The sequence below is a fragment of the Streptomyces zaomyceticus genome (assembly GCF_014656215.1).
GTDB lineage: Bacteria > Actinomycetota > Actinomycetes > Streptomycetales > Streptomycetaceae > Streptomyces > Streptomyces zaomyceticus.
The window spans coordinates 110,075-129,532 of sequence record NZ_BNBZ01000015.1 but is presented as its reverse complement, the minus strand read 5'-3'; the positions used below and the strand labels follow the sequence as shown (position 1 = coordinate 129,532).

Annotated in this window: 16 protein-coding genes and 2 pseudogenes; 8 read left to right on the top strand and 10 right to left on the bottom strand. The window is 72.9% G+C overall.

Features of this window, described 5'->3' with window-relative positions:
* The 3 genes from IE311_RS20655 to IE311_RS20650 all read right to left on the bottom strand — a co-directional run bounded on the left by IE311_RS20655 (nt 1) and on the right by IE311_RS20650 (nt 3,312).
* Complete coding sequence (locus IE311_RS20655) at nt 1-1,593, bottom strand: ABC transporter substrate-binding protein (RefSeq protein ID WP_189833223.1); 1,593 nt, start codon at nt 1,591-1,593, stop codon at nt 1-3.
* 338 nt (nt 1,594-1,931) lie between these two features.
* The gene (locus IE311_RS37345; protein WP_327166350.1) at nt 1,932-2,003 is read right to left on the bottom strand and encodes a putative leader peptide; all 72 of its coding nucleotides are present in this window, start codon (nt 2,001-2,003) and stop codon (nt 1,932-1,934) included.
* Nucleotides 2,004-2,079: 76 nt separating this feature from the next.
* On the bottom strand, nt 2,080-3,312 hold the full coding sequence (locus IE311_RS20650; protein ID WP_189833222.1) for an ROK family transcriptional regulator: 1,233 nt from the start codon (nt 3,310-3,312) through the stop codon (nt 2,080-2,082).
* Between the two features lie 575 nt (nt 3,313-3,887).
* Here IE311_RS20650 and IE311_RS20645 point away from each other — a divergent pair.
* Nucleotides 3,888-4,832 carry a TauD/TfdA dioxygenase family protein gene (locus IE311_RS20645; protein ID WP_189833221.1) on the top strand — a complete coding sequence of 315 codons (945 nt, stop codon included), beginning with the start codon at nt 3,888-3,890 and terminating at the stop codon, nt 4,830-4,832.
* The gene (locus tag IE311_RS20640) at nt 4,829-6,241 is read left to right on the top strand and encodes a sulfatase-like hydrolase/transferase (protein WP_189833220.1); all 1,413 of its coding nucleotides are present in this window, start codon (nt 4,829-4,831) and stop codon (nt 6,239-6,241) included. Before IE311_RS20645 ends, IE311_RS20640 begins: the two co-directional genes overlap by 4 nt.
* Nucleotides 6,242-6,441: 200 nt before the next feature.
* Here IE311_RS20640 and IE311_RS20635 read toward each other — a convergent pair whose 3' ends face one another.
* Entirely contained in the window at nt 6,442-6,810 is a 369-nt protein-coding gene (locus tag IE311_RS20635) for a cupin domain-containing protein (protein ID WP_189833282.1), read from the bottom strand.
* 373 nt (nt 6,811-7,183) lie between these two features.
* Here IE311_RS20635 and IE311_RS20630 point away from each other — a divergent pair, with 373 nt between their 5' ends.
* The 3 genes from IE311_RS20630 (at nt 7,184) to IE311_RS20620 (ending at nt 9,716) form a co-directional block, all read left to right on the top strand.
* Nucleotides 7,184-7,543: an SPW repeat protein gene (locus tag IE311_RS20630; protein ID WP_229902047.1), complete on the top strand. Its 360-nt coding sequence runs from the start codon at nt 7,184-7,186 to the stop codon at nt 7,541-7,543.
* Nucleotides 7,544-7,733: 190 nt separating this feature from the next.
* Nucleotides 7,734-8,087 (top strand): DUF805 domain-containing protein, encoded by a 354-nt coding sequence (locus tag IE311_RS20625; protein WP_189833218.1) that lies wholly within the window; start codon nt 7,734-7,736, stop codon nt 8,085-8,087.
* 339 nt (nt 8,088-8,426) lie between these two features.
* Nucleotides 8,427-9,716, top strand: coding sequence for an ATP-binding protein (locus tag IE311_RS20620; protein ID WP_189833217.1), 1,290 nt, complete (start codon nt 8,427-8,429; stop codon nt 9,714-9,716).
* Here IE311_RS20620 and IE311_RS20615 read toward each other — a convergent pair.
* Entirely contained in the window at nt 9,694-10,632 is a 939-nt protein-coding gene (locus IE311_RS20615) for a carbohydrate kinase family protein (RefSeq protein ID WP_189833216.1), read from the bottom strand. The genes IE311_RS20620 and IE311_RS20615 overlap by 23 nt on opposite strands.
* A 243-nt stretch (nt 10,633-10,875) precedes the next feature.
* Here IE311_RS20615 and IE311_RS20610 point away from each other — a divergent pair, with 243 nt between their 5' ends.
* The gene (locus IE311_RS20610; RefSeq protein WP_229902046.1) at nt 10,876-11,454 is read left to right on the top strand and encodes a YdeI/OmpD-associated family protein; all 579 of its coding nucleotides are present in this window, start codon (nt 10,876-10,878) and stop codon (nt 11,452-11,454) included.
* A 22-nt stretch (nt 11,455-11,476) separates the two neighbouring features.
* On the opposite strand, the gene IE311_RS20605 is transcribed toward IE311_RS20610, so the two are convergent.
* Nucleotides 11,477-12,037, bottom strand: a complete 561-nt coding sequence (locus tag IE311_RS20605) for a GNAT family N-acetyltransferase (protein ID WP_189833215.1) — start codon at nt 12,035-12,037, stop codon at nt 11,477-11,479.
* Between the two features lie 153 nt (nt 12,038-12,190).
* Here IE311_RS20605 and IE311_RS20600 point away from each other — a divergent pair.
* A pseudogene (locus IE311_RS20600) lies at nt 12,191-12,871 on the top strand (NADPH-dependent F420 reductase); the annotation flags it as partial.
* Between the two features lie 67 nt (nt 12,872-12,938).
* Here IE311_RS20600 and IE311_RS20595 read toward each other — a convergent pair.
* From IE311_RS20595 to IE311_RS20585, 3 genes and pseudogenes are all read right to left on the bottom strand, one after another.
* Nucleotides 12,939-13,300: pseudogene (locus IE311_RS20595) on the bottom strand (SDR family NAD(P)-dependent oxidoreductase); the annotation flags it as partial.
* A 14-nt stretch (nt 13,301-13,314) separates the two neighbouring features.
* Nucleotides 13,315-14,517: a threonine synthase gene (locus tag IE311_RS20590; protein ID WP_189833213.1), complete on the bottom strand. Its 1,203-nt coding sequence runs from the start codon at nt 14,515-14,517 to the stop codon at nt 13,315-13,317.
* A 56-nt stretch (nt 14,518-14,573) separates the two neighbouring features.
* Entirely contained in the window at nt 14,574-15,932 is a 1,359-nt protein-coding gene (locus IE311_RS20585) for a hypothetical protein (RefSeq protein ID WP_308439822.1), read from the bottom strand.
* Between the two features lie 371 nt (nt 15,933-16,303).
* Between IE311_RS20585 and IE311_RS20580 the strand changes: the two genes are divergently transcribed.
* The gene (locus tag IE311_RS20580) at nt 16,304-17,773 is read left to right on the top strand and encodes a PP2C family protein-serine/threonine phosphatase (RefSeq protein WP_189833212.1); all 1,470 of its coding nucleotides are present in this window, start codon (nt 16,304-16,306) and stop codon (nt 17,771-17,773) included.
* A 186-nt stretch (nt 17,774-17,959) separates the two neighbouring features.
* Here the strand turns inward: IE311_RS20580 and IE311_RS20575 are convergent, their stop codons facing one another.
* Nucleotides 17,960-19,453 (bottom strand): DNA-binding protein NsdB, encoded by a 1,494-nt coding sequence (locus IE311_RS20575; protein WP_189833211.1) that lies wholly within the window; start codon nt 19,451-19,453, stop codon nt 17,960-17,962.
* Nucleotides 19,454-19,458: the final 5 nt, after the last annotated feature.

Sequence of the window (19,458 nt, the reverse complement as noted above, 5' to 3'; positions counted from 1 at the left end):
TCAGCCCGCCAGGTAGGCGTCGTCGAGGTTGAGGTAGGAGAACTTGTTGAGGGTGACGCCGTGCAGCTTCTTGGCGGCGACCTGGACGGCGCCGCGGATGACGAGGTCGATGATGAACGCCTCGTCGAGGAGGGTGTCGGTGATCTGCTGCCGGAGGGTGTTGGCGCGGGCGCCGGTCTCGGGGGTGGTCCAGGCCTCGCGGACGACCTTGGTGTACGCGGCGGAGCGGAACTTCGAGGTGTTCTTGGCCTCGTTGAAGGGGTAGGCGCTGACGGCCAGGGTGGAGGGCTGGACCTGGGCGAAGCCGTGGCTCATGGCCCAGAGGCCGGGCATCTTCTGGGCGATGAGGTTCTTCTGGGCGGTGGCCGGGTCGGTGGGCCGCAGAGTGACCTGGACGCCGATCTGCTTGAGGTCGTACTGGATGGCCTCGGCGACCGCGGTGTCCCCGGGCAGGTTGATGTGGAGCAGGGGCAGGTCGAGCCTGCTGTGGCCGGCCGACTTGAGGAGCTCGCGTGCCTTGCCGGGGTCGTAGGTGTAGTGGGTGCGGCCCGTCTCGCTGAAGGCGGGTGAGGACTTGGGCCAGGGGGTGGCGGAGGCCAGTCCGTAGCCGCCGAGGACCTGCTTGAGGATGCGCTCGCGGTCGACGGCCCAGGCGAGGGCCTGCCGGACGGTCTTGTCGTTCAGCGGGGCCACGGTGGTGTTGACGCCGAGGTAGAAGGCTCCGCCTCCGGTGGTGTACTCGCTGATGGCGAGGTCGGGGGTGGAGGCGACGACGGCGAGGTTCTTGCCGGGGACGCTGAAGGAGAGCTGGGACTGGCCGGTCCGGAGGGAGGACAGCAGGGCGTCGGCCTGGGGTACGACGCGGAACTCGACGCCGTCGAGGTAGGGGCGGTCGGGCTGCCAGTACTTCTCGTTGCGGGTGAAGCGGAGGCCGGTGCCGGGGCTCCACTTGGTGAGCTTGAACGGGCCGGTGCCGTTGAGCTTCTTGCCGGCGACGGCGTCCTCGACGCTGTGCCGGTCGGTGACGATCATGAATTCGAAGAGGTCGAAGAGGTTGTTCACCGGATGGGCGAGCCGGAGGACGAGCTCGTGGTCGCCGCGCTTCTCGAAGCCGGTGACGGCGGCCGCGGTGGCCCTCAACTGGGCTGCGCGGAGCGGGTTCTGAAGGTTCTTCACCGCGAAGATCACATCGTCGGCCGTGAAGGGACGGCCGTCGTGGTACGTGACGCCGGAACGGAGCTTGAGGGTGATGCTGCGGCCGTCCTGGGCGTACTCCCAGGAGGTGGCGAGTTCGGGCTGCGGCCTCAGCCGGTCGTCGTAGCGGGTGAGGGTGTTGTAGATCAGCCGGTGCTGGAGCGACTGACCGCTCTGGGCGAAGAGCAGGCTGGGAGTGAAGTCGCTGTTGACGGCGACGGTGAGGGTGCCGCCGCGGCGGGGCCCCGTACCGGCTTTCCCGGCGGGTGCCTCGGCCTCGGAGACCGCCGAGCGGCAGCCCGCGAGGCCGAGACCGAGCAGCAGGGTGCCGCCGCCCGCGGCGCGCAGGGTGGTGCGCCGGGACAGGGCGGTGGAAGGGGTGGAGTACAGCTCGGTCATCGAAGCCTGCCTGTGAATGGGGTCGGAGGCGCGCGGGACGCACGGATTCCTTCCGCAGCGGAAGGAAAGGAGGAGAGCGGGTGGTGGAGCAGCGGGGAAGCTGGGAGTTCGGGAGGTCGCGAACGGTCCGGGGGCAGCCGGCGCGGGCACACCGCGGCACCGCGAGGCACCGGGGATCCGGTACGGACGGCTCTACGGTGCGGTGCGGGAGAAGGTGCGGCCCGGTCCGGCGACGGGAACGGCGGGAACGCGGCCGTCAGCGGAGCGACGGCGGGCGACCCGCCTTCGGCAGGGCCGGAGCGGGACGGGCGTGGCCGGTGCGGCGACCGGCGCCTGGGTCAGACGCGGACGGCACAGACCGCGCTGGCCTGTCGACAGAGGTCGACGTGCCTGCGGGAGATGAGGCTCATGTCCGGATTCACGGGAGCAATATGACAGCGGCTTCGCGCGGCGGTCAACCGGGCTTGACCGCATTCCGAGACGACATCACGCATCACCCTCCGGCGCCAGCAGCTCTCCGACTGTCTGAAGAGGCCTCCTGAACAGGGGATTCAGCAGAACCGTGCCCGCGGCGACAGGCAGCGTGGCAGGTCCAGCATGTGGACTGACGATGCGTTCGGGATCGTCGCAGACGTGCGAGAGATCGATCGCGGCCCCCCGGATCTCCTCCAGGTACTCCGGTTCGATGACGCTCGACTGCTCGGTGACGACGACCAGATCGGGGTTCAGGACGTCGAGCAGGAGGGCGACGGCGCGGCCCACCGCGCGGGCGCGCTCGCGCAGCAGCCGGTCGGCTCGTCGGTCCCCCGCGGCCGCCGCGTCCACCACGAGGGAGGTGTCGGGCTCGGGCACGATCCCGCGCCGCACGGCCGTGAGACCGAGGGCGGTGTTCGACGCGGTCGCCTCCAGGCAGCCTGAACGCCCGCACGGGCAGGGCACGGTGGAGTCCGGTACGGGCAGGTGTGCCACGTCGCCGGCCGCCGCGCCGGGCCCCTGGTGGACGACTCCCGCCAGCCCGACGGCCGCGTCGACGACATTGCCGATGAACAGGTGGACCAGGCTCCGCCGGGCGGCGGGCCGGCCGAAGAGAATCTCCGACTGGGCGATGGAGCGGGCGTGGTTGTCCAGGCGCACGGTGCGTCCGCCGAGGCCGCGGGCGAGCTCGGCGGCGAGCGGCCGACGGCGCCAGCCCAGGACCTGATGCCGGACGACCACCCCCTCGGCGGGATCCACCCAGCCGCCGACGGCGGCGCCGACGCCGAGGAGCGGGCGCCCCTTCGTCCCCGCGTCGAGGAAGGCGCGGAGTTCACGGGCCACGGCTCCGGGCAGCCTGTCCGGCGCGATGCCGTCATGGGCGTACGTGCGATGGGCCAGGACCTGTCCGCGCAGGTCGACGAGGGCGAAGGTCGAGCTGGGGACGCCGAGATGGACGCCTCCGGCGACGGGCCCCCCGGAGGCGCCGATGTGCAGGTCGACGGGGATCTGGGGCCGTCCGACTCCCCCGCCCCCGGCCAGTTCGGGCAGCTCGCGCAGCAGGCCGAGCCGGGTGAGGTCGGTGGCCTGGCGCGAGACCGCGGCGGGGCTCAGACCGGAGAGCCGGGCGACGGCGCCGCGGGCCACCGGTCCGTGGTCGAGGACCGTGCGCAGGACGGTGGCGGCATTGGCCTCGCGCCGTCCGTCGCCCGCCATCCGCGAAGTGCGGGGAAGGTTCCTCGTCATGGGTGCCTCTCTGGTCACTGTTGCGGTGGTGTGAATTCCCGGAAGGGCCCCCACGCCCGGCGCCGGTCCGCCGCCGCCGTCGGCTCCACTCCGCGAGGAACGGCAGGACATCGCAGCTCAGGGGTGGTGCGACGGGGTGCTCCGGGCTGGTCCGCCGGCGCCCGGCAGGCGCCGATTGAACCATCGGTGACGGTGGTTCGGGGAGTCGGCCGGTGCTTGACGCGCGGCGGCGGCCGCTGCGAGTCTCCGGGACATGTTCGCGATCTCCTCCTGTCCCGCCGCCCCCGGCGCCTCCGCCGCTTCCGGCGTCTGATCCTCGCGACCCTCTCGCGGGACCGGTCCGCCGCTCGCGCTCCCGTAGGCCCCGCCTCCCCGACGAGGCGTCTCCTCCGCGGCCCGGCCGGGCACTCCCTTCTCCGCCCGCGTCCGACTCCCTCGACCTCGACCGGGCCCCTCCGATCCCGTCCGAACACGCCGACATGTTCGGGATCTCACGGGGCCTCTCGTCCCCTCATTACTTCCGCTCCGAGATTAATTGTCTCCGGGTCCGTCCCGGACCCACGAAAGGACCCACCATGTCGACCGCGACCAGCACCCTCACCGTCCAGAAGGTCGGCGGCCGCCTCGGCGCCGTCATCTCCGGGGTCCGCCTCGGCGGTGATCTCCCCGCCGAGACCGTGGCAGAGATCCGCGCCGCCCTCCTCGCGCACAAGGTCGTCTTCTTCCGCGGCCAGGACCATCTGGACGAGGAGGCCCACGAGGCCTTCGGCCGGCTCCTCGGAACGCCCGTCGCCCACCCCACCGTCCCCTCCGCCGACGGCCGCTACTCCTTCCCGATCGACTCGGACTACGGCGGCCGCGCCAACCAGTGGCACACCGACGTGACCTTCGTGCCCGCCTACCCGGCCTTCTCGATCCTGCGCGCGGTGGTCATCCCGCCGTACGGCGGAAACACCCTGTGGGCCAACACGGCGACCGCGTACGAGAACCTCCCCGAGCCGCTGCGCGCCCTGGCCGACAACCTGCGCGCGGTGCACTCCAACGACTACGACTACGCGGCGCTGCGTCCCGGCGCCCTGCCCGAGCAGCTCGCCCGCTTCCGCGAGATCTTCGCCTCCACGAAGTTCCTCACGGAGCACCCGGTGGTGCGCGTCCACCCCGAGACCGGCGAAAGGACCTTGCTGCTCGGCAACTTCGTCCAGCGGATCAGCGGTCTGACGGGCGCCGACTCCCGCGCCCTCCTCGGCCTCTTCCAGTCGCACGTCGAGCGCCCGGAGAACACCGTGCGCTGGCAGTGGCAGGTCGGGGACGTGGCCATCTGGGACAACCGCGCCACGCAGCACTACGGGGTGGACGACTCCGACGACCACGTGCGCAAGCTGCGCCGCGTCACCATCGACGGCGACGTGCCGATCGGCGTGGACGGCCGTTCCTCGGCCCTGCTCGCGCCCGAGTCGGTCCCGGACCCGGCGTTCGGCATCGCCTCGGGCAGCTCCACGGAGGAGCCGGCCGCCGTATGACCGTCGTCCCGCCCCGGGTGATCGTGGTGCTCACCGACCAGCAGCGGTGGGACACCACGGGCGCCCACGGCAATCCGGCGGGGGTGACACCCGAGTTCGACCGGCTGGCCCGTGAAGGCACCCTCGTCGAGCAGGCGATCACCCCCAACCCGGTCTGCGCGCCCGCCCGTTCGGCGCTGCAGACCGGCCGTTGGCCGACCTCCACCGGGGTCTTCCGCAACGGTCTGCCCCTGCCGACGGACACGCCCACGCTCGCCTCGGTCCTCGGCGCGGCGGGCTGGGCGACGGGCTACATCGGCAAGTGGCACCTGGCCGGCGAGGACGGGCCCGACGGGCCCGTCCCGCCCGAGCGGCGCGGCGGCTACGACCACTGGCTGGCCTCGGACCGGCTGGAGTTCACCTCGGACGCCCACCGCACGGTGGTGTTCGACGGCGAGGGCGAGCCGGTCCGTCTCCCGGGCTACCGCTCGGACGCCCTCGTCGACGCGGCGATCCGGTTCGTCGCCGACCATCACGACAGGCCGTTCCTGCTCTTCCTCTCCCTGCTCGAACCGCACCATCAGAACCCGACGGACGACTACCCGGCCCCCGCCGGGTACCGGGAACGGTACGAGGGCCGGTGGCTCCCGCCGGATCTCGCCGCGCTCGGCCCGTCCGCGCCGCAGGGCGGTGCGCACCGCCACATCGGCGGCTATCTGGGGCAGATCAAGCGCGTGGACGAGGGGGTGGGGCGGTTGCGCGACGCCCTGCGCAGCCTGGGCATCGAGGACGACACCGTGTTCGCCTGGACCGCGGATCACGGCTCCCACTTCCGTACCCGCAACTCCGAGTACAAGCGCTCGGCGCACGAGGCGTCGGTGCGGGTGCCGTGGGTACTGACGGGTCCCGGGTTCCGCGGCGGTGGGCTGGTCCGGCAGCCCGTGTCGACGGTCGACCTGATGCCGACCCTCGTCGAGGCGGTGGGGCTCGACGTACCGGAGGGGGTGCAGGGGCGGTCGCTGCTGCCGCTGGTCGGCGGCGGGAAGGACCCCGACCGGCCGTCGTCGGTCCTCGTCCAGATCAGCGAGGACCAGGTGGGGCGGGCGGTCCGGACGGAGCGGTGGAAGTACGCGGTGTCGGCGGCGCCCGGCGCGGACCCGTGGCGGGAGGCCGCCGCGGAGCTCTACCGGGAGACGGAGTTGTACGACCTGGCGGCCGATCCGTACGAACTGGAGAACCTGGTGGGCCTCACCTCCCACCGCGCGGTGGCGGACGGGCTGCGGGACGAACTCGCCGCCTGGCTGCTGCGGATCGAGGGGGCCGCGCCGGTGATCGAGGCGGCGCCCGCCCGGACGCTCGACCAGCGGCGCCCCGAGTCGTTCCCGGACGACCGTGTCCCGTGGGAGGGGGTGCGGTTCGGGCACCACTGAGCGGCGGCACCGGGGCGGGGCCGCCGGGGGCGTCGCCGCCGGGGGCGTCGGGAGCCGGCGGCGGGCCGGGGGGGGGCCGCCGGGGGCGCCGGTCGGCCCGGCGTGGCCGACCGGACGGCCTCGCGTGGCGAACCGGACCGCCGGGCGCCGACGGCCGGACGCATCCGCGTCGCCGGCCGGTCGGCCGTCGTCCCGTGTCGTCAGCCGGACGGCTTCGCGTAGTCGCTGAAGCCCTTCCAGTCCAGGGCCACGCAGGCCTCCTCGCCGAGGACCCACGCGTCGTGGCCGGGCTGGACCTCCATGTAGTCCCCCGCGCCGTACTCGGTGGTCTCGCCGTCGTCCATCACGACCTTCATCCGGCCGCTGACGATGTATCCCACGTGCGACGCCTGGCAACTGTCGGTACCGGCGATCGGTTTGACGTGCTTGGTCCACTGCCAGCCCGGCTCGAACACGGCGCGGCCCACCGCGCCGTGCACACCGCTGACCAGGTCAAGCCTGCCCTTGCCGTCCTCGAAGGGGCGGGTCTCGTCCGCTGCGTCGAAGCTCTTCTTCACGATGCCGGCCATCATGCGCTCCCGGCGGTGGAGAGATGGAGTCCCCGAGTCCACTTCCAGGCTACGCGCCGGGGTTCCGGCGGGCACCCCGCGTGCCGATACGGCAGACGGTTCGCTCGTGCATTGAATTTTTGTTGAACACCCCTCGCCATTTGGTGGGTCCACGCATATCCGCAGCTCAAATTCTGTACACATCCCTTATCGGGCAGACCTACACATAAAGGCCAGATAAGCGCACAATGAAGCAGCGGCAGCATTCGCCGCAAGCGCGGTCAGACGTGTATGACGCCGTAAGGAGGCGAGTCGTATGGCCGACGTCTCTCACCGTCCCGGTGATATCGCAGGACACCCCGATGCGCCGGAAATGCGGGACCGATATGCCCGTATGCTCCAGACCCGTGGTGTCGCGGCGGTGGAGGAACTCGTGATCCTCGCCGGTATCTACGCCGCGATCTCCGCGTGGACGGTCCACTTCTCCGCGGCCCAGCCCGCGCTCGCCATCACCAACCTGGTCGTGGGCATCGCCCTCGCGGTCCTCGGCCTGTGCATGTCGATGGTTCCGGAGCGGTCGCAGGACCTCAACTTCGTCGTCCTGCTGATGGGCGCGTGGCTGATCATCGCCCCGTGGGTGGTCGGGTCGAGCCCCGACACCGGCACCGTCCTCAGCAACGTGATCACCGGCGCGTGCGTCTGCCTGTTCTCCCTCACGGCCGGCGGACTGCTCATGACCAAGCGAAGGACGTGACGTTCTGATCCTCTCCCGGAACGGCGGCCCCTCCCCTCCCGGAGGTGCCGCCGTTCACTGTTTCCCGCCCCGGAACGGCCACTGCCCGGTAACGAATTGACCCATGTGGTTTCAGCCACCTAAGTTCTGCGTAAAGCTTGCTCCACAGGGACAGGCTCTCCCGCTCATACCCAGTCCTTGGGGGGACAAAGTGAACTGGTACCTCGACGTCATCAAGAAGTACGCCGTCTTCAACGGCCGGGCGCGTCGCCAGGAATTCTGGATGTTCGAGCTCTTCAACATCATCATCGCGATCGTGCTCGCCATCATCGGCGTGGTGCTCGACTTCTCGCTGCTCAGCACGATCTACTCGCTGGCCGTCTTCCTGCCGTCCCTCGGTGTGACCGTCCGCCGACTCCACGACACCGGCCGTTCGGGCTGGTGGATCCTCATCGGCCTGGTTCCGATCGTCGGCTTCATCATCCTGATCGTCTTCGCGGCCACCGAGGGCGAGCAGCAGCAGAACGCGCACGGCCCGAACCCGAAGCTGGCGCCCGCCTTCTGACGGTCTCGCCCCGCTGAAGGCCCCGAGCTCGCGTATCACCCCCGGAAGGATTCCTTCCGGGGGTTTTCCGCATCCTGGAGCCGGTGCGGACCCGGCGCGGCCCGGGCGCGGTGCGCCGAGTCGGGTACGACGTCCGCGCGGCGCGCCGTGTCGGATGGGACGTCCGCGCGGTGCGCCGAGTCGGGTACGACGTCCGCGCGGTGCGAGCCCGGCGTGCGGGCCGCATAGAGCCGGTACGGCGCGTTCGCCCGTATCGCCTTGTGCAGGATGGCGCACGACCGTCGTCCCGGACCCCGCCTAGCCTCGCCGCATCGGCACCAACGAGGGGCGGTACCACCGGTGAACTGGCACATCCACGACTACCGCGAGAGCGATCTCGCCGCCGTCGTCCATCTGATCGACACGACCGCGGAGCTGGGCCAGGAGTCCGTCTTCTCGCTGGCCGAGTGCATCGGCGCCCTCACCACCCGCCAGCCGGCCGTGGTCGCCGTCCATCAGGGCGCGCCCATCGGGGCCGCCCTCGCCTGCGTCTCGGGCGAGCGGGCCTGGGTCATGCGGATCGCGATCTCCTCCGCCTGGCGCGGCCGCGGTCTCGCCAGTGCCCTGCTCGTGGAGTTGGAGCGGCGGCTGGTGGCGGCCCGCGTCGGGCGGATCGCCTACGTCCTGCCGGAGGAGGAACTCCTCGGGGAGGGGCTGCTCAACGCCGGGTACACCCGTCAGCCCGCCGTGGCGTACTTCGAGAAGGTGGAGCCGCTGCACGGCCCGGCCGCCGGGCTCCTCGACGAACTGGGCGGCCGGCTCCTCCCCGGCGACCTGTGGGCCAGGGTCGCCGGGATGGAACGGGAGAAGGACCTCATCGAGCGCCGGGTGGTGCTGCCGCTCGCCGAGCCGGAGCGGGCCGGCAGGCACGGGGTGCGACCGCCCCGTGCGGTCTGTCTGTTCGGCCCGCCGGGCACCGGGAAGACGACGTTCGCGCGCGGGATCGCCTCACGGCTCGGCTGGCCGTTCGTGGAGATCCTGCCCTCCCGCCTCGCCGACGAGGGGAACCTGGCCGCCGCCCTGCGGTCCGCGTTCGCGCGGATCGCCGAGCTGGAGCGGGTGCTCGTCTTCATCGACGAGGTCGAGGAGATCGCTCCCGTGCGCTCCGAGCCCGCCCAGCCCGGTGGCATGCACGGGGTGACGAACGAACTCCTCAAGCTGATACCGGGCTTCCGGGAACGGGACGAGCGGCTGCTCGTCTGTGCCACCAACTCCATCCGCTCGCTCGACCCGGCGTTCCTGCGTCCCGGCCGCTTCGACTACCTCATCCCGATCGGGACGCCGGACAAGGCGGCGCGGGCGGCTATCTGGGCCCGCTACACCGACGGCCGTGCGGATGTCGACATCGACGAACTCGTCCTGGCGAGCGACCTGTTCACGCCCGCCGACATCGAGCACGCGGCCCGGATCGCCGCCCAGGCCTCCTTCGAACGTGATCTGCTCGCGGTCGGCGGGCGGGGCGGCGAGGCTCCGGTGCCCGGCGCGAGCACCGCGGACTATCTGGAGGCCATCGGGCAGTGCCGGCCGACCGTCACCCCGGAGATGGTCGAGCAGTTCGCGTCGGACATCACGACGCACGCCCGGGTCTGAGGGCGAACCCGTCCCGGGCGATGTCCAGTTCGGCCCGGTCGGGCGGCTGGGCACCGGCTCGGGACACGGTCACGGCGGCCGCCGCTCCGGCCGTGGCGAGAAGCCCCGCCAGGTCGTCGGCGGCCAGTGCGCCGAGCGCCGCCCTGTCCCGGCCGGCCAGCGTGTCGAGGACAGCCGACATGAAGGAGTCGCCCGCGCCGACGGTGTCGACGACGGCGACCCGGGGCGCCCCGGCGGAGACCGTGTCGTGCCGGGTGAAGGCGAGCGATCCGCCGGCGCCCAGAGTGACGAGGACGACGGCCGGTCCGAGGGCGAGCCAGCGGGCGGCGATGGTGCGGGGGTCCTCGTCGGGGTGGAGCCAGGCCAGGTCCTCGTCACTCGCCTTCACCAGGTCGGCGAGGGCGACACAGCGCTCGACACGGGCGACGGCCTCGCCGTGCTCCCCCATCAGCGCCGGCCGGATGTTGGGGTCGTAGCTGACGGTGGCCCGGTCCCGGAACCGCTCGGTCACGGCGAGGACGGCGGTCGCGCCGGGCGCGGTGACGGCGGCGATCGAGCCGATGTGCACATGGTCGGGCACGAGGTCGGCCGGCACGCCGCCCGTCAGCGTCCAGGCGATGTCGAAGGTGTACGAGGCCTTGCCGCTCGCGTCGAGACCCACGACCGCCGATGGCGTCCGTACGGGCGTGTCGCCGAGTTCCACGCGGACGCCCGCGCCCTGGAGACGCGCCTGGATGAGCCGCCCGGCGGGGTCGTCCGCGAGCTGGGTGAGCAGGGTGACCTCACGGCCGAGCCGGCCGAGGCCGTAGGCGACGTTGGCGGGACTGCCGCCCGGGTGGACACGGTCGGCGGCGCCCGGACCGGCCGGGGCGCGAACGATGTCGGCGACGCACTCGCCGATCACCAGGAAGGACATGGGTCGAAGCTCCTCGGCATAGGTGTCCTGGCGGCCGGCCCGGCCCGGTCGTCCCTGTCGGGTCGGGCAGGATCCGGAAGGGACGACGTGGACGCGGCTGCCCCGGTGGACGGTCCGCAGATGGTACGCGGCAACCTGCCGTGCGAAGTCGGGAGCACGGCGGCCGGTGTCAATATCGTGGTCACGAGCGCCCCGGACGCGGCCCGCGGGCGACGACCGACGACGACAGGGGGACCGGGTCCGATGGAGCGGTACGAGGGGCTCGAGCTGATGACGGTCACGGAGACCGCCGAGCTGGAGGCTTGGCTGGAAACCCACCACGCCGACACTCCGGGCGTCTGGCTGAGGATCGCCAAGAAGGGCAAGGGGGGCGCGTCGCTGACGATTCCGGAGGTCCTCGACTGCATGCTCTGCTTCGGCTGGATCGACGGGCAGCGCAAGGGCGGGGACGGGGCGTACTTCTTCCAGAAGTACACCCCGCGGCGGTCCCGCAGCCTCTGGTCCCAGGTGAACGTCCGCAAGGTCGCCGCGCTCACGGAGGCGGGCCGGATGCGTGAGCCCGGGTTCGCCGAGGTGCGGGCCGCGCAGGCGGACGGCCGGTGGGCGTCCGCGTACCCCTCGCAGGCCGAGGCGACCGTACCGGACGACCTCGCGGCGGCGCTGGAGGCCGACGCGCAGGCGCGGGCCTCCTACGAGGGGTTGGGGAGGACCGATCAGTATCTGGTGATCATGCGGCTCTGGCAGGCCCGCACCCCGAAGGGCCGGGCTCAGCGCCTGGAACGGATGGTGGCGAAGCTGGCGGCCGGCGAGAAGATCCGGTGAGCGCAGGGGGCGGCCGGCGGGATCATCGCCGACGCCGGTAGAGCACCTGGTGGGCCTCGTACTCGACGAACGACGAGACGTGGGTCATGCCGACGGCCTCGAGGAGTCGCCGGGAGGGACCGTTCGCCTGCTGGGTCAGCGCGACCACGCTCGGGGTGTCACGGAGCGTCGCGTCGAGGACGGCGGCGACGGCCTCGCGCGCATAGCCCCGGCCCCAGTGCTCGGGCAGGAACTGGTACGAGACCTCCGTCTCCCCGTCCCGCGCCTCCGGCTCCACCGTCACGAGCCCGAGGAGCACCCCGTCCACCGCCCGCTCCACCGCGTGGACGCCGGGCGCCCCGACGACGCGCCGCTGCCGGATCCGTACGACCTGCTCGGCGACCGGCCCGCCCAGATGGCGTCGGACCTCGGGATCCGTCCACAGCCGGGTGACGGCCGGCACGTCGCCGGCCCGCACGGGGCGCAGCAGGAGCCGTTCCGTGACGAGGGGAGCGCGCGGGGCCGGAGCGGGGGCCGCCTCCCGGCCGGGGCTCGTTGCCGGGACCGGGCTCGATGGCGAGGTCGGGGTCGAGGAGGTGGGCATACCCCGATCATCTCAGCCCGGACCCGGTCGGCGGCGGCCACGTCCGGGGACGAGGAGGCTCGGCGCAAGGCGGCTCGGGGCGAGACGGCCTAGGGCGAGCGACGGACGCGGGTCCGGTCCCCGGGCCGAGGTGCCGGTGCGGGCCTCGGGACCAGGATGGCCGTCATGCGAATCGGAATTCTCGGAACAGGAAATGTAGGACGGGCACTCGCGGCGGCGTGGGCGCGGACCGGCCACGACGTGGTCCTCGGGTCGCGGCGACCGGACGACCCGGAGCTCCTCACGGAGCTCGGGGAACTCACCGCGACGGGCTTACGGATCGTCGCCTCCGCGGCCGCGGCCGAACACGCGGAGGTCCTGGTGAACGCCACCCCGGGCACCGCCTCCGTGGACCTGCTGCACACGATCGGAGCAGAGGCCCTCGCGGGGAAGGTCCTTCTCGACGTCGGGGTCGGGTTCCTGGCGGACGGGACGCTCTCGCACCCGGTCGTCAGCCTCGGCGAGGAGATCCAGCAGGCGTTCCCGGGGGCACGGGTGGTGAAGGCACTCGCCACGGTCGATCGGAAGGTGATGATCGCACCGGACTCCCTGGAGGGCCCGGGCACGGTGTTCCTCTCCGGCGAGGACGCGGCGGCCAAGGACGTGGTGCGCGGACTGGTCGCCGAACTCGGCTGGTCCGACGACGCGCTGCTCGACCTGGGCGGCATCGCCACGGCCCGGGGGCAGGAACACTTCGCCCTGCTCTTCATGGGGATCGCGCAGGCGACGGGCACGTACGAGTTCGGCATCCGCGTCGTCCTGCCCACCTCGGGCGGGAGCGGAACCGACGGCTGAGACCCCGGATCGGCCGGGGCCGAGCATCGGAGCCGCCCCCGGGACGGCCTTCCCGGGGGCGGCTCCCCTACCGGAAGCGGAGGTGCGGATCGGTGCCGGCCAGCTCACCGGTGGCGGCCCACGGCCTCGCGGCGACCGCCGGATCGGCCACATGGGGAGGGACGGGCTCGCTCCGTGGCGTCACATGGACCGGCGGGCGGGACGGGGTGGGCGAGTCCGGCGCGCCGCCGGGGTGGGCCACCACGCCGAGCACCGTGCTGCCGACGGCTCGCGGTCGGCGGTCGAGTTCGAAGCCGAAGGACATCTGCGCCGGCTTCGACCGGCCGCAGGTGCGCTTGGCCGGTGGTCCCGGGTCGACCGCAGATCCTCCAGGTCCAGTCGATCGGAGCGCGCGGCGAAGCTACCCACCGTCGACGCGCCCCGACCGGGTCGCCCGGCCCGGGTCACCCCTCCGCGGCGGCCGTCAGGGCGGCCTTGATCGACGGCCAGTCCGTGTCCACGGGTGCGTAGGCCTCCCTCGCCGTGGCGATGTCCTTGTAGCCGCTCGACGTGACCACGCACACCACCGGTCCCTCGCTCTCGCGCGGACCGTGGGAGCGCAGGCCGGCGAGGCCGGCGGCGGAAGAGGTCTCGCACCAGAGCCCCTGTGCGGCGAGCTCCGCCCGCGCCTGCGCCATCTGATCGTCGGTCACGGTGCGGGCCTCTCCCCCCGTGTCGCGGACGGCGAGGACACCGCGATAGCCGTTCGTCTCGCAGTCGATGGCGTACGCGGCGGTCGGCCCCACGGGGACCCGCGCGACGGGCCGGCCGGTGCGGAGGGCCTCGGTCAGCGCGCCGGCCGCGGCGGGCTCGGTGGCGTACATACGGGGGACGGAAGCGGTGACCCCGAGCCGTACGAGCTCCTGGAAGCCCTTGGCCACTCCGAACAACAACTCTCCGTAGCCCGTGGGGAGATGCACCGCGGCCGGGGCGCGGCCGAGCTCGACGGCGATCTCGTAGGCGAGGGTCTTGTAGCCCTCGGGCCCGAAGGGGTGTCCGGTATGGCCGTTGTCCGTGACACTGCTGACGTTCTGGAAGCCGAGCTCGTCGACGATGCGCCGCATCAGGGGCCGTACCGAGGCGTACGGGGCGGTCAGCACCGTCGCCCCGTAGGCGCGGAGATGGGTGGCGACGGCGGGCGGGGCGTCCGGGGAGGTGAACACGGCGCAGGGCAGTCCGGCACGGGCCGCGTACGCGGCGGCGGCCGCGCCGTGGTTGCCGGAGGAGGAGACGACGATGCCGCGCGCTCCGGAGGCGACGGCGGCGCTGACGGCGACCCGGTTGAGGCGGTCCTTGTGGCTCCAGGTCGGATTGCGGGACTCGTCCTTGATCCAGACGCCGTCGGGGAGTTCGACCAGCGGGGTGTTCCCCTCGCCCAGCCCGGGGGCGGCGAGCGGCGGAAGCAGCAGGGCCCAGCGTTCGAGGCCGTGGGCGGCGGGGCGGGTGAACAGATCGGTGGGGACCTCGTCGTAGGCGTAGTCGATGTCCAGGGGGTACGCGAGCTCGTCGGTGGAGGTGACCGGGCAGCCCCCGGTGAGCGGTGGCAGGAGCGGGTGGCGTACGGACGGGTCGGCGAGCGAACGCTGGACGAGGGCGAGCGAGGTCACGCGGAGCCTTTCGAGGCACGCCGTGCACGGCGTGGCGTGGGCGGGTGGGCACGTGGTCACGGGGCGGGGTGTTCGGCCATGCGGCGCGTCAGCGCGGCCAGGGCTCCGGGCCGGCGGCCGGGAACGCTTCGCCGCAGGGCGACGAGTACGGGGCCGAGGGCACGGGCCCTCACGGGGTCGGCGATCTCTCCCCACTGGTGGTGGGCCCGGTCCACGGCCCCTTCGACGTCGGGGTCGTCGGTCCGCTGCCCCAGGCCGAGCCGGGCCTCCGCGGCGGTGAGCCACAGTTCGCAGCTGCGGGCGGGTTCCCCGGCCAGGCGGGCGAGGTCGGCCCGCACCTCCGTCCAGTGGACCGCCTCCGCGGACCGGGGCCCGTGGCGGCGCAGGGCCTCGGACTCCCAGGCCGCGGCCACCGCCGCGGCCTCGCCGTGCCGCCCGGCCATGGCGGCGGCCAGGATCGCCGGGTGCGGGTCCTGCGCCACCACGGGCACGGGAGTGGGGGCGGGCGCCAGGAACAGGGACTCGGGCGTGACCGAGGCGGCGCGGGCGGCGGACTCCGCGTGCAGGGTCGCGTGCGGCAGCCGGGCGCCGGAGCGCCAGAGTTCCGCCCAGGACCGCAGATAGTCGGGGGCCATGGGCTCGCCCCGGCGCGGTGCCGGGGTGACCCGCCCGTAGAGGAGCGGTCCTGGCCCGAGGTTCAGCAGCTCGGGTGCGGTGCCGAGGCGTTCCCATACGTCGGGGTCCGCGGCGAGGTCCGCGACGACGGTCGTGGTGCCGGGCGCCCGGACGCCGAGCTCGCCGACGAGCCAGTGCCAGGGGAGCGCCGTGTAGCGGAGGGTCGCCGGGGTGGTGCGGGCGAGCGCGAGGTGGGGCAGGTGCTGCCTGCGGTCGAGGTGGAGCTGCCCGGCGAGGCAGAGGACCAGCGGGCCCGGACTTCCTGCCGCGGCACGCAGGCGGGTGAGCACGGTCTGCGGGTCGAGCGGATCGGCGAGTTCGACGACCGTGGCGGTGGTGGTGCCGGTGAGGACCCCGGGCGGCACGGCCGCGAGGACGGGGAGCACGGAGGCGGCGTCCATCGCGCGTCCCCGCCCGGCGGGGGCGGCCGCCAGCAGGACGGCGGTGCCGACGGCGGCGGTCGCTCCGGGGGCACCGGCGGCCCCCGTCGATCCGATGGCTCGGGACGCCCCGACCGCTCCGGTCGCTCCGGTGCGCGGCTGACCCTTGACGTCGTTGACGAAGGCACCTCCACGCGGCCCCGCGGTCACCCCGGTCACTCCGGTCACTCCGGTCACTCCGGTCGTTCCGGTGGCGGCGACCCCGGCTCTCGGCTCGCTTCTCACACCCGGGAAGCCCGGGGCGGCGACGGCGGCGACGCCCGCACGCCCCTCACCCGCTATGCCCGTCACCGCTGCCACAACCGTCCCACCTGTCACGCCTGCGACTGGCCCGCCGACTCCTCCCGTCACTCCCGTTCGAGCCTCGGTCGTCACGCTCGTCACTCCCGCACCAGAGGCCCCCGAGCTGGCCGTTCCCGTCCCCGTACCCGCCCCGCCCGTGACCGCCGCGCGCGTGCCCACTGTGCCGATTCCGTCGTCGTTCACCACCCCCGCACCGTAACGCGTCGGGCCCTGGCCGATATTCGCTGGGCCTTTGACATATGCCAGAAGCACCACCGGATCGAGTGTTGCCAAAGCCCTTACGAGCCGTCCCGGGCTGTGCAACAGTCGTGTTCGGGCCTCACCTTCACATCTGGTCCGGCCGTGCCGCGCCTGTATCGGAGTACGACATGCCGTCCCCACTGTTCGCGGACCGCCCCGCCCAGCAGCCGGAGCCGGGCGCGGTGGACGCGCTGATCTCACAGACCCGTCGCCTGCGCGGCGAGCTCGTCGCCGTGCGCCGGGAAGCCGTGGTGAACGACGACGACCCCCAGCAGCGCTGGCAGCGCGCCCTCTGTGACCTGGCGGTTCACCAACTCGACGACCTGGGCGCCCACTTGGGTCAGCTGCGCGCCGGCGTGCCGGAGGAGGTCGTCCCCGAGGAGGCCCCCGAGGCCGTCCTCGACACGGCCCTCGCGACGGACCCCGGCACCGCGTACGGCGAGATCCCCCCGACGCGCACCGGCTCACTGCTCTCCCGCGTCGGCAGCGCCGAGTGGAACCTCCTCACCGACGAGGTCAGCTGGTCCGAAGAGCTGTTCCAGATCTTCGGACGTACGCGCGAGAGCGGCCCGATGTCGCTGGACGAGATGCCCACGATGGTCTTCGCCGAGGACCAGCCCGTCCTGCAGGGCATGGTCACGGACTGCCTGATCGACGGAAAGCCGATCGACGGCGAATTCCGGATCGTGCGGACCGACGGCCGGGTGCGCACGGTGCACATGACGGGCGAGCCCGTCCTCGACGCCGACGGCTGCACCGCCTCGATGTGGGCCGTCCTCCGTGATGTCAGCGAACTGCGGCGCAGCGAGAGGGCGGTCCGGGAGAGCCGGGACAGCCTGGAGCGCAGCCGTCATATCGAGCAGACCGAGCGACGGGTCGCCGTCGAACTCCAGGAAGCGGTCCTCCCTCCGTGGCGCGGCTCGCTCCTCTTCGCCCACGACGGCCCCGCCCCGCTCGACGTGGCCGCCCACTACCTCCCGGCCGCCAGCACCGGTCTCATCGGTGGCGACTGGTACGACGCGCTGGCCCTGCCCGACGGGGACGCGCTGCTCACCGTCGGCGATCTGACGGGACACGGGGTCGCCGCGACCTCCTCGATGGCCATGCTGCTCGGCGCGCTGCGCGGTATGGCGGTGGCCGGGATCCGCCCCGCGGCCCTGATGGGTCACCTCAACCAGCTCCTGGAGACCTCCGTGCAGCCCGCGCTCGGCAGCGCGATGTGCTGCCGCTACGACCCGGTCGCCCAGACGCTGACCTGGGCGCAGGCCGGGCACCCCGCCCCGCTGCTGTTCCGCGACGGGACGGGGCACGTGCTCCGGCGGCCCGAGGGAGTCCTCCTCGGGGCGACGACCGGGGCCGTGTACGGCGAGGCCGAGACCCGGCTGATCCCCGGTGACCTGCTGGTGCTGCACACGGACGGGCTGACCCGTGGCAGCGGTCCGGACGACGACACGGGCACACGCCGGCTGCTCGCCCTCGGCCGTCGGCTCGCCGGGGCGCGGGACGCCCAGGACGGTGTGCGCGCGGTGGTCGAGGAGTTCGGCGAGGAGCGGCGCGAGGACGACGCCTGCGTGATGATCGTCCGGGTCGGGAACTGAACCACCCGACGCCGGGCGGTGGTTGACGACGTCCGGACGCGACGGTCGCCGGGCGGCTATTCGTCATGCCCCTCGTACGGCCGCAGGGCGCAGGCCTGTTGACGAGAGATCGTCGTCCGTACGCGGATGCTCCGGACGTCTCTCCTCGGCGACGGCTCGTCGGACCCCTCGGCGCGGGCGGCCCGCTCAGGCCTGCCCCGTCCTCGGCCGGTTGACCGGTGACCTCGGCAGCGCCAGCTCGATCTCCTCGCGCAGGTGCTCGATCCTCGCGTAGCCGGAGTACTGCCCGGTGAGCCGGTACATCTCCCGCAGCCGGTCCCAGGTGCGGTGGGACGAGGTCTCGCCCATGGACATCAGGGCGAGCCGGGCGTACCGGTCGGCCTGCTCCGGATCGTCGGCGATGAAGCAGGCCGAGGCGAGCGAGATGTGGTCGAAGAGCTTCGAGCGGTCATGGCCGCCGCGCCGCAGTTCGAGCGCCAGCTTGGCGTGACGCTGGGCCGGGACCGCCGCGGCCGGGTCGTGGTCGGCGAGTGTGCGGTACGCGAGGGCTTGCATGCCGTGCATGTCGGCCTCGTCGAAGTTCTGCATCCAGCTCGGGTTCTTCTCGTCGCGCCGGTCGGACACGAACAGGTCCTCGGCCTCGCCGAGGGTACGGCGCATGGCCTGCCCCCGGCCCATCGAGGCCTGGGCCCAGGCCTCGATCGTGTGGAACATGGCCCGGGTGCGGGGCAGCACCCGCTCGCCCGAGCCGTCCTTGGCGAGCTTCATCAGATCGAGGGCGTCGTCGGGCCGGCCCAGATGCACCATCTGGCGGGCCGCCCTGGACAGTGCCTCGCCGGCCCGGGGCCGGTCGCCGCCCTCGCGGGCCGCGTGCGCGGCGATCACGAAGTACTTCTGTGCCGTGGGTTCCAGGCCCACGTCGTGCGACATCCAGCCGGCCAGGACGGCCAGGTTGGCGGCGACGCCCCAGAGGCGCCGCTGGAGGTGGTCGGCGTGGCGGTAGGCGAGCATGCCGCCCACCTCGTTGAGCTGGCCCACCACGGCCTTGCGCTGGAGACCGCCACCCCGGGAGGCGTCCCAGGCACGGAACACCTCCACCGAGTGCTCCAGTGCCTCGATCTCCTCCGACCCGATGGGGGCGGCCTCGTAGCGGTCGAACCCGGCGGGGTCGGCGTGGAGGGGATCGGTGGCCCGTCGGGGGGCTCCCTGGCGAGCGGGGTCGGTCTGCAGCCAGTCGTGCATGGCGTTGCTGAGTACGGAGCCGGCGGCAAGCGCGGCACCCGCGCCCACCAGGCCGCGTCGGTTGAGCATGAGGTCCATTCCCGTGAATTCGGTGAGGACCGCCGCCGTACGATCGGGTGCCCAGGGCAGCCCGTCAGGGTTCTCCGTCTTCCTGACGTCCTGCCTCTTTCCGCTGCGCCCGTGTCGTACGAACCCGAGGTCCTCGATGGTCACGACACGGCCGAGTCGCTCGGTGAACAGTGCTGCCAGCACCCGGGGGACGGGATCGCGGGGCGTTTCGCCCCGGTCGATCCAGCGCCGGACCCGCGAGGTGTCGGTCGCCAGCTGGGGGTGGCCCATGGCCGCCGCCTGCCGGTTGACGAGTCTCGCGAGTTCGCCCTTGGACCAGCCGGCCAGGCCGAACAGGTCTGCCAGGCGGGTGTTGGTTTGTCCGGTCACGTCTA

Coding starts and splice junctions, on each gene's coding strand:
- IE311_RS20615 (WP_189833216.1), bottom strand. CDS start 10,632: ATGTCCTTCCTGGTGATCGGCGAGTGCGTCGCCGACATCGTTCGCGCC.
- IE311_RS20645 (WP_189833221.1), top strand. CDS start 3,888: ATGTCGACCGCGACCAGCACCCTCACCGTCCAGAAGGTCGGCGGCCGC.
- IE311_RS20650 (WP_189833222.1), bottom strand. CDS start 3,312: ATGACGAGGAACCTTCCCCGCACTTCGCGGATGGCGGGCGACGGACGG.
- IE311_RS20605 (WP_189833215.1), bottom strand. CDS start 12,037: ATGCCCACCTCCTCGACCCCGACCTCGCCATCGAGCCCGGTCCCGGCA.
- IE311_RS20630 (WP_229902047.1), top strand. CDS start 7,184: ATGCTCCAGACCCGTGGTGTCGCGGCGGTGGAGGAACTCGTGATCCTC.
- IE311_RS20655 (WP_189833223.1), bottom strand. CDS start 1,593: ATGACCGAGCTGTACTCCACCCCTTCCACCGCCCTGTCCCGGCGCACC.
- IE311_RS20640 (WP_189833220.1), top strand. CDS start 4,829: ATGACCGTCGTCCCGCCCCGGGTGATCGTGGTGCTCACCGACCAGCAG.
- IE311_RS20580 (WP_189833212.1), top strand. CDS start 16,304: ATGCCGTCCCCACTGTTCGCGGACCGCCCCGCCCAGCAGCCGGAGCCG.
- IE311_RS20635 (WP_189833282.1), bottom strand. CDS start 6,810: ATGGCCGGCATCGTGAAGAAGAGCTTCGACGCAGCGGACGAGACCCGC.
- IE311_RS20610 (WP_229902046.1), top strand. CDS start 10,876: ATGGAGCGGTACGAGGGGCTCGAGCTGATGACGGTCACGGAGACCGCC.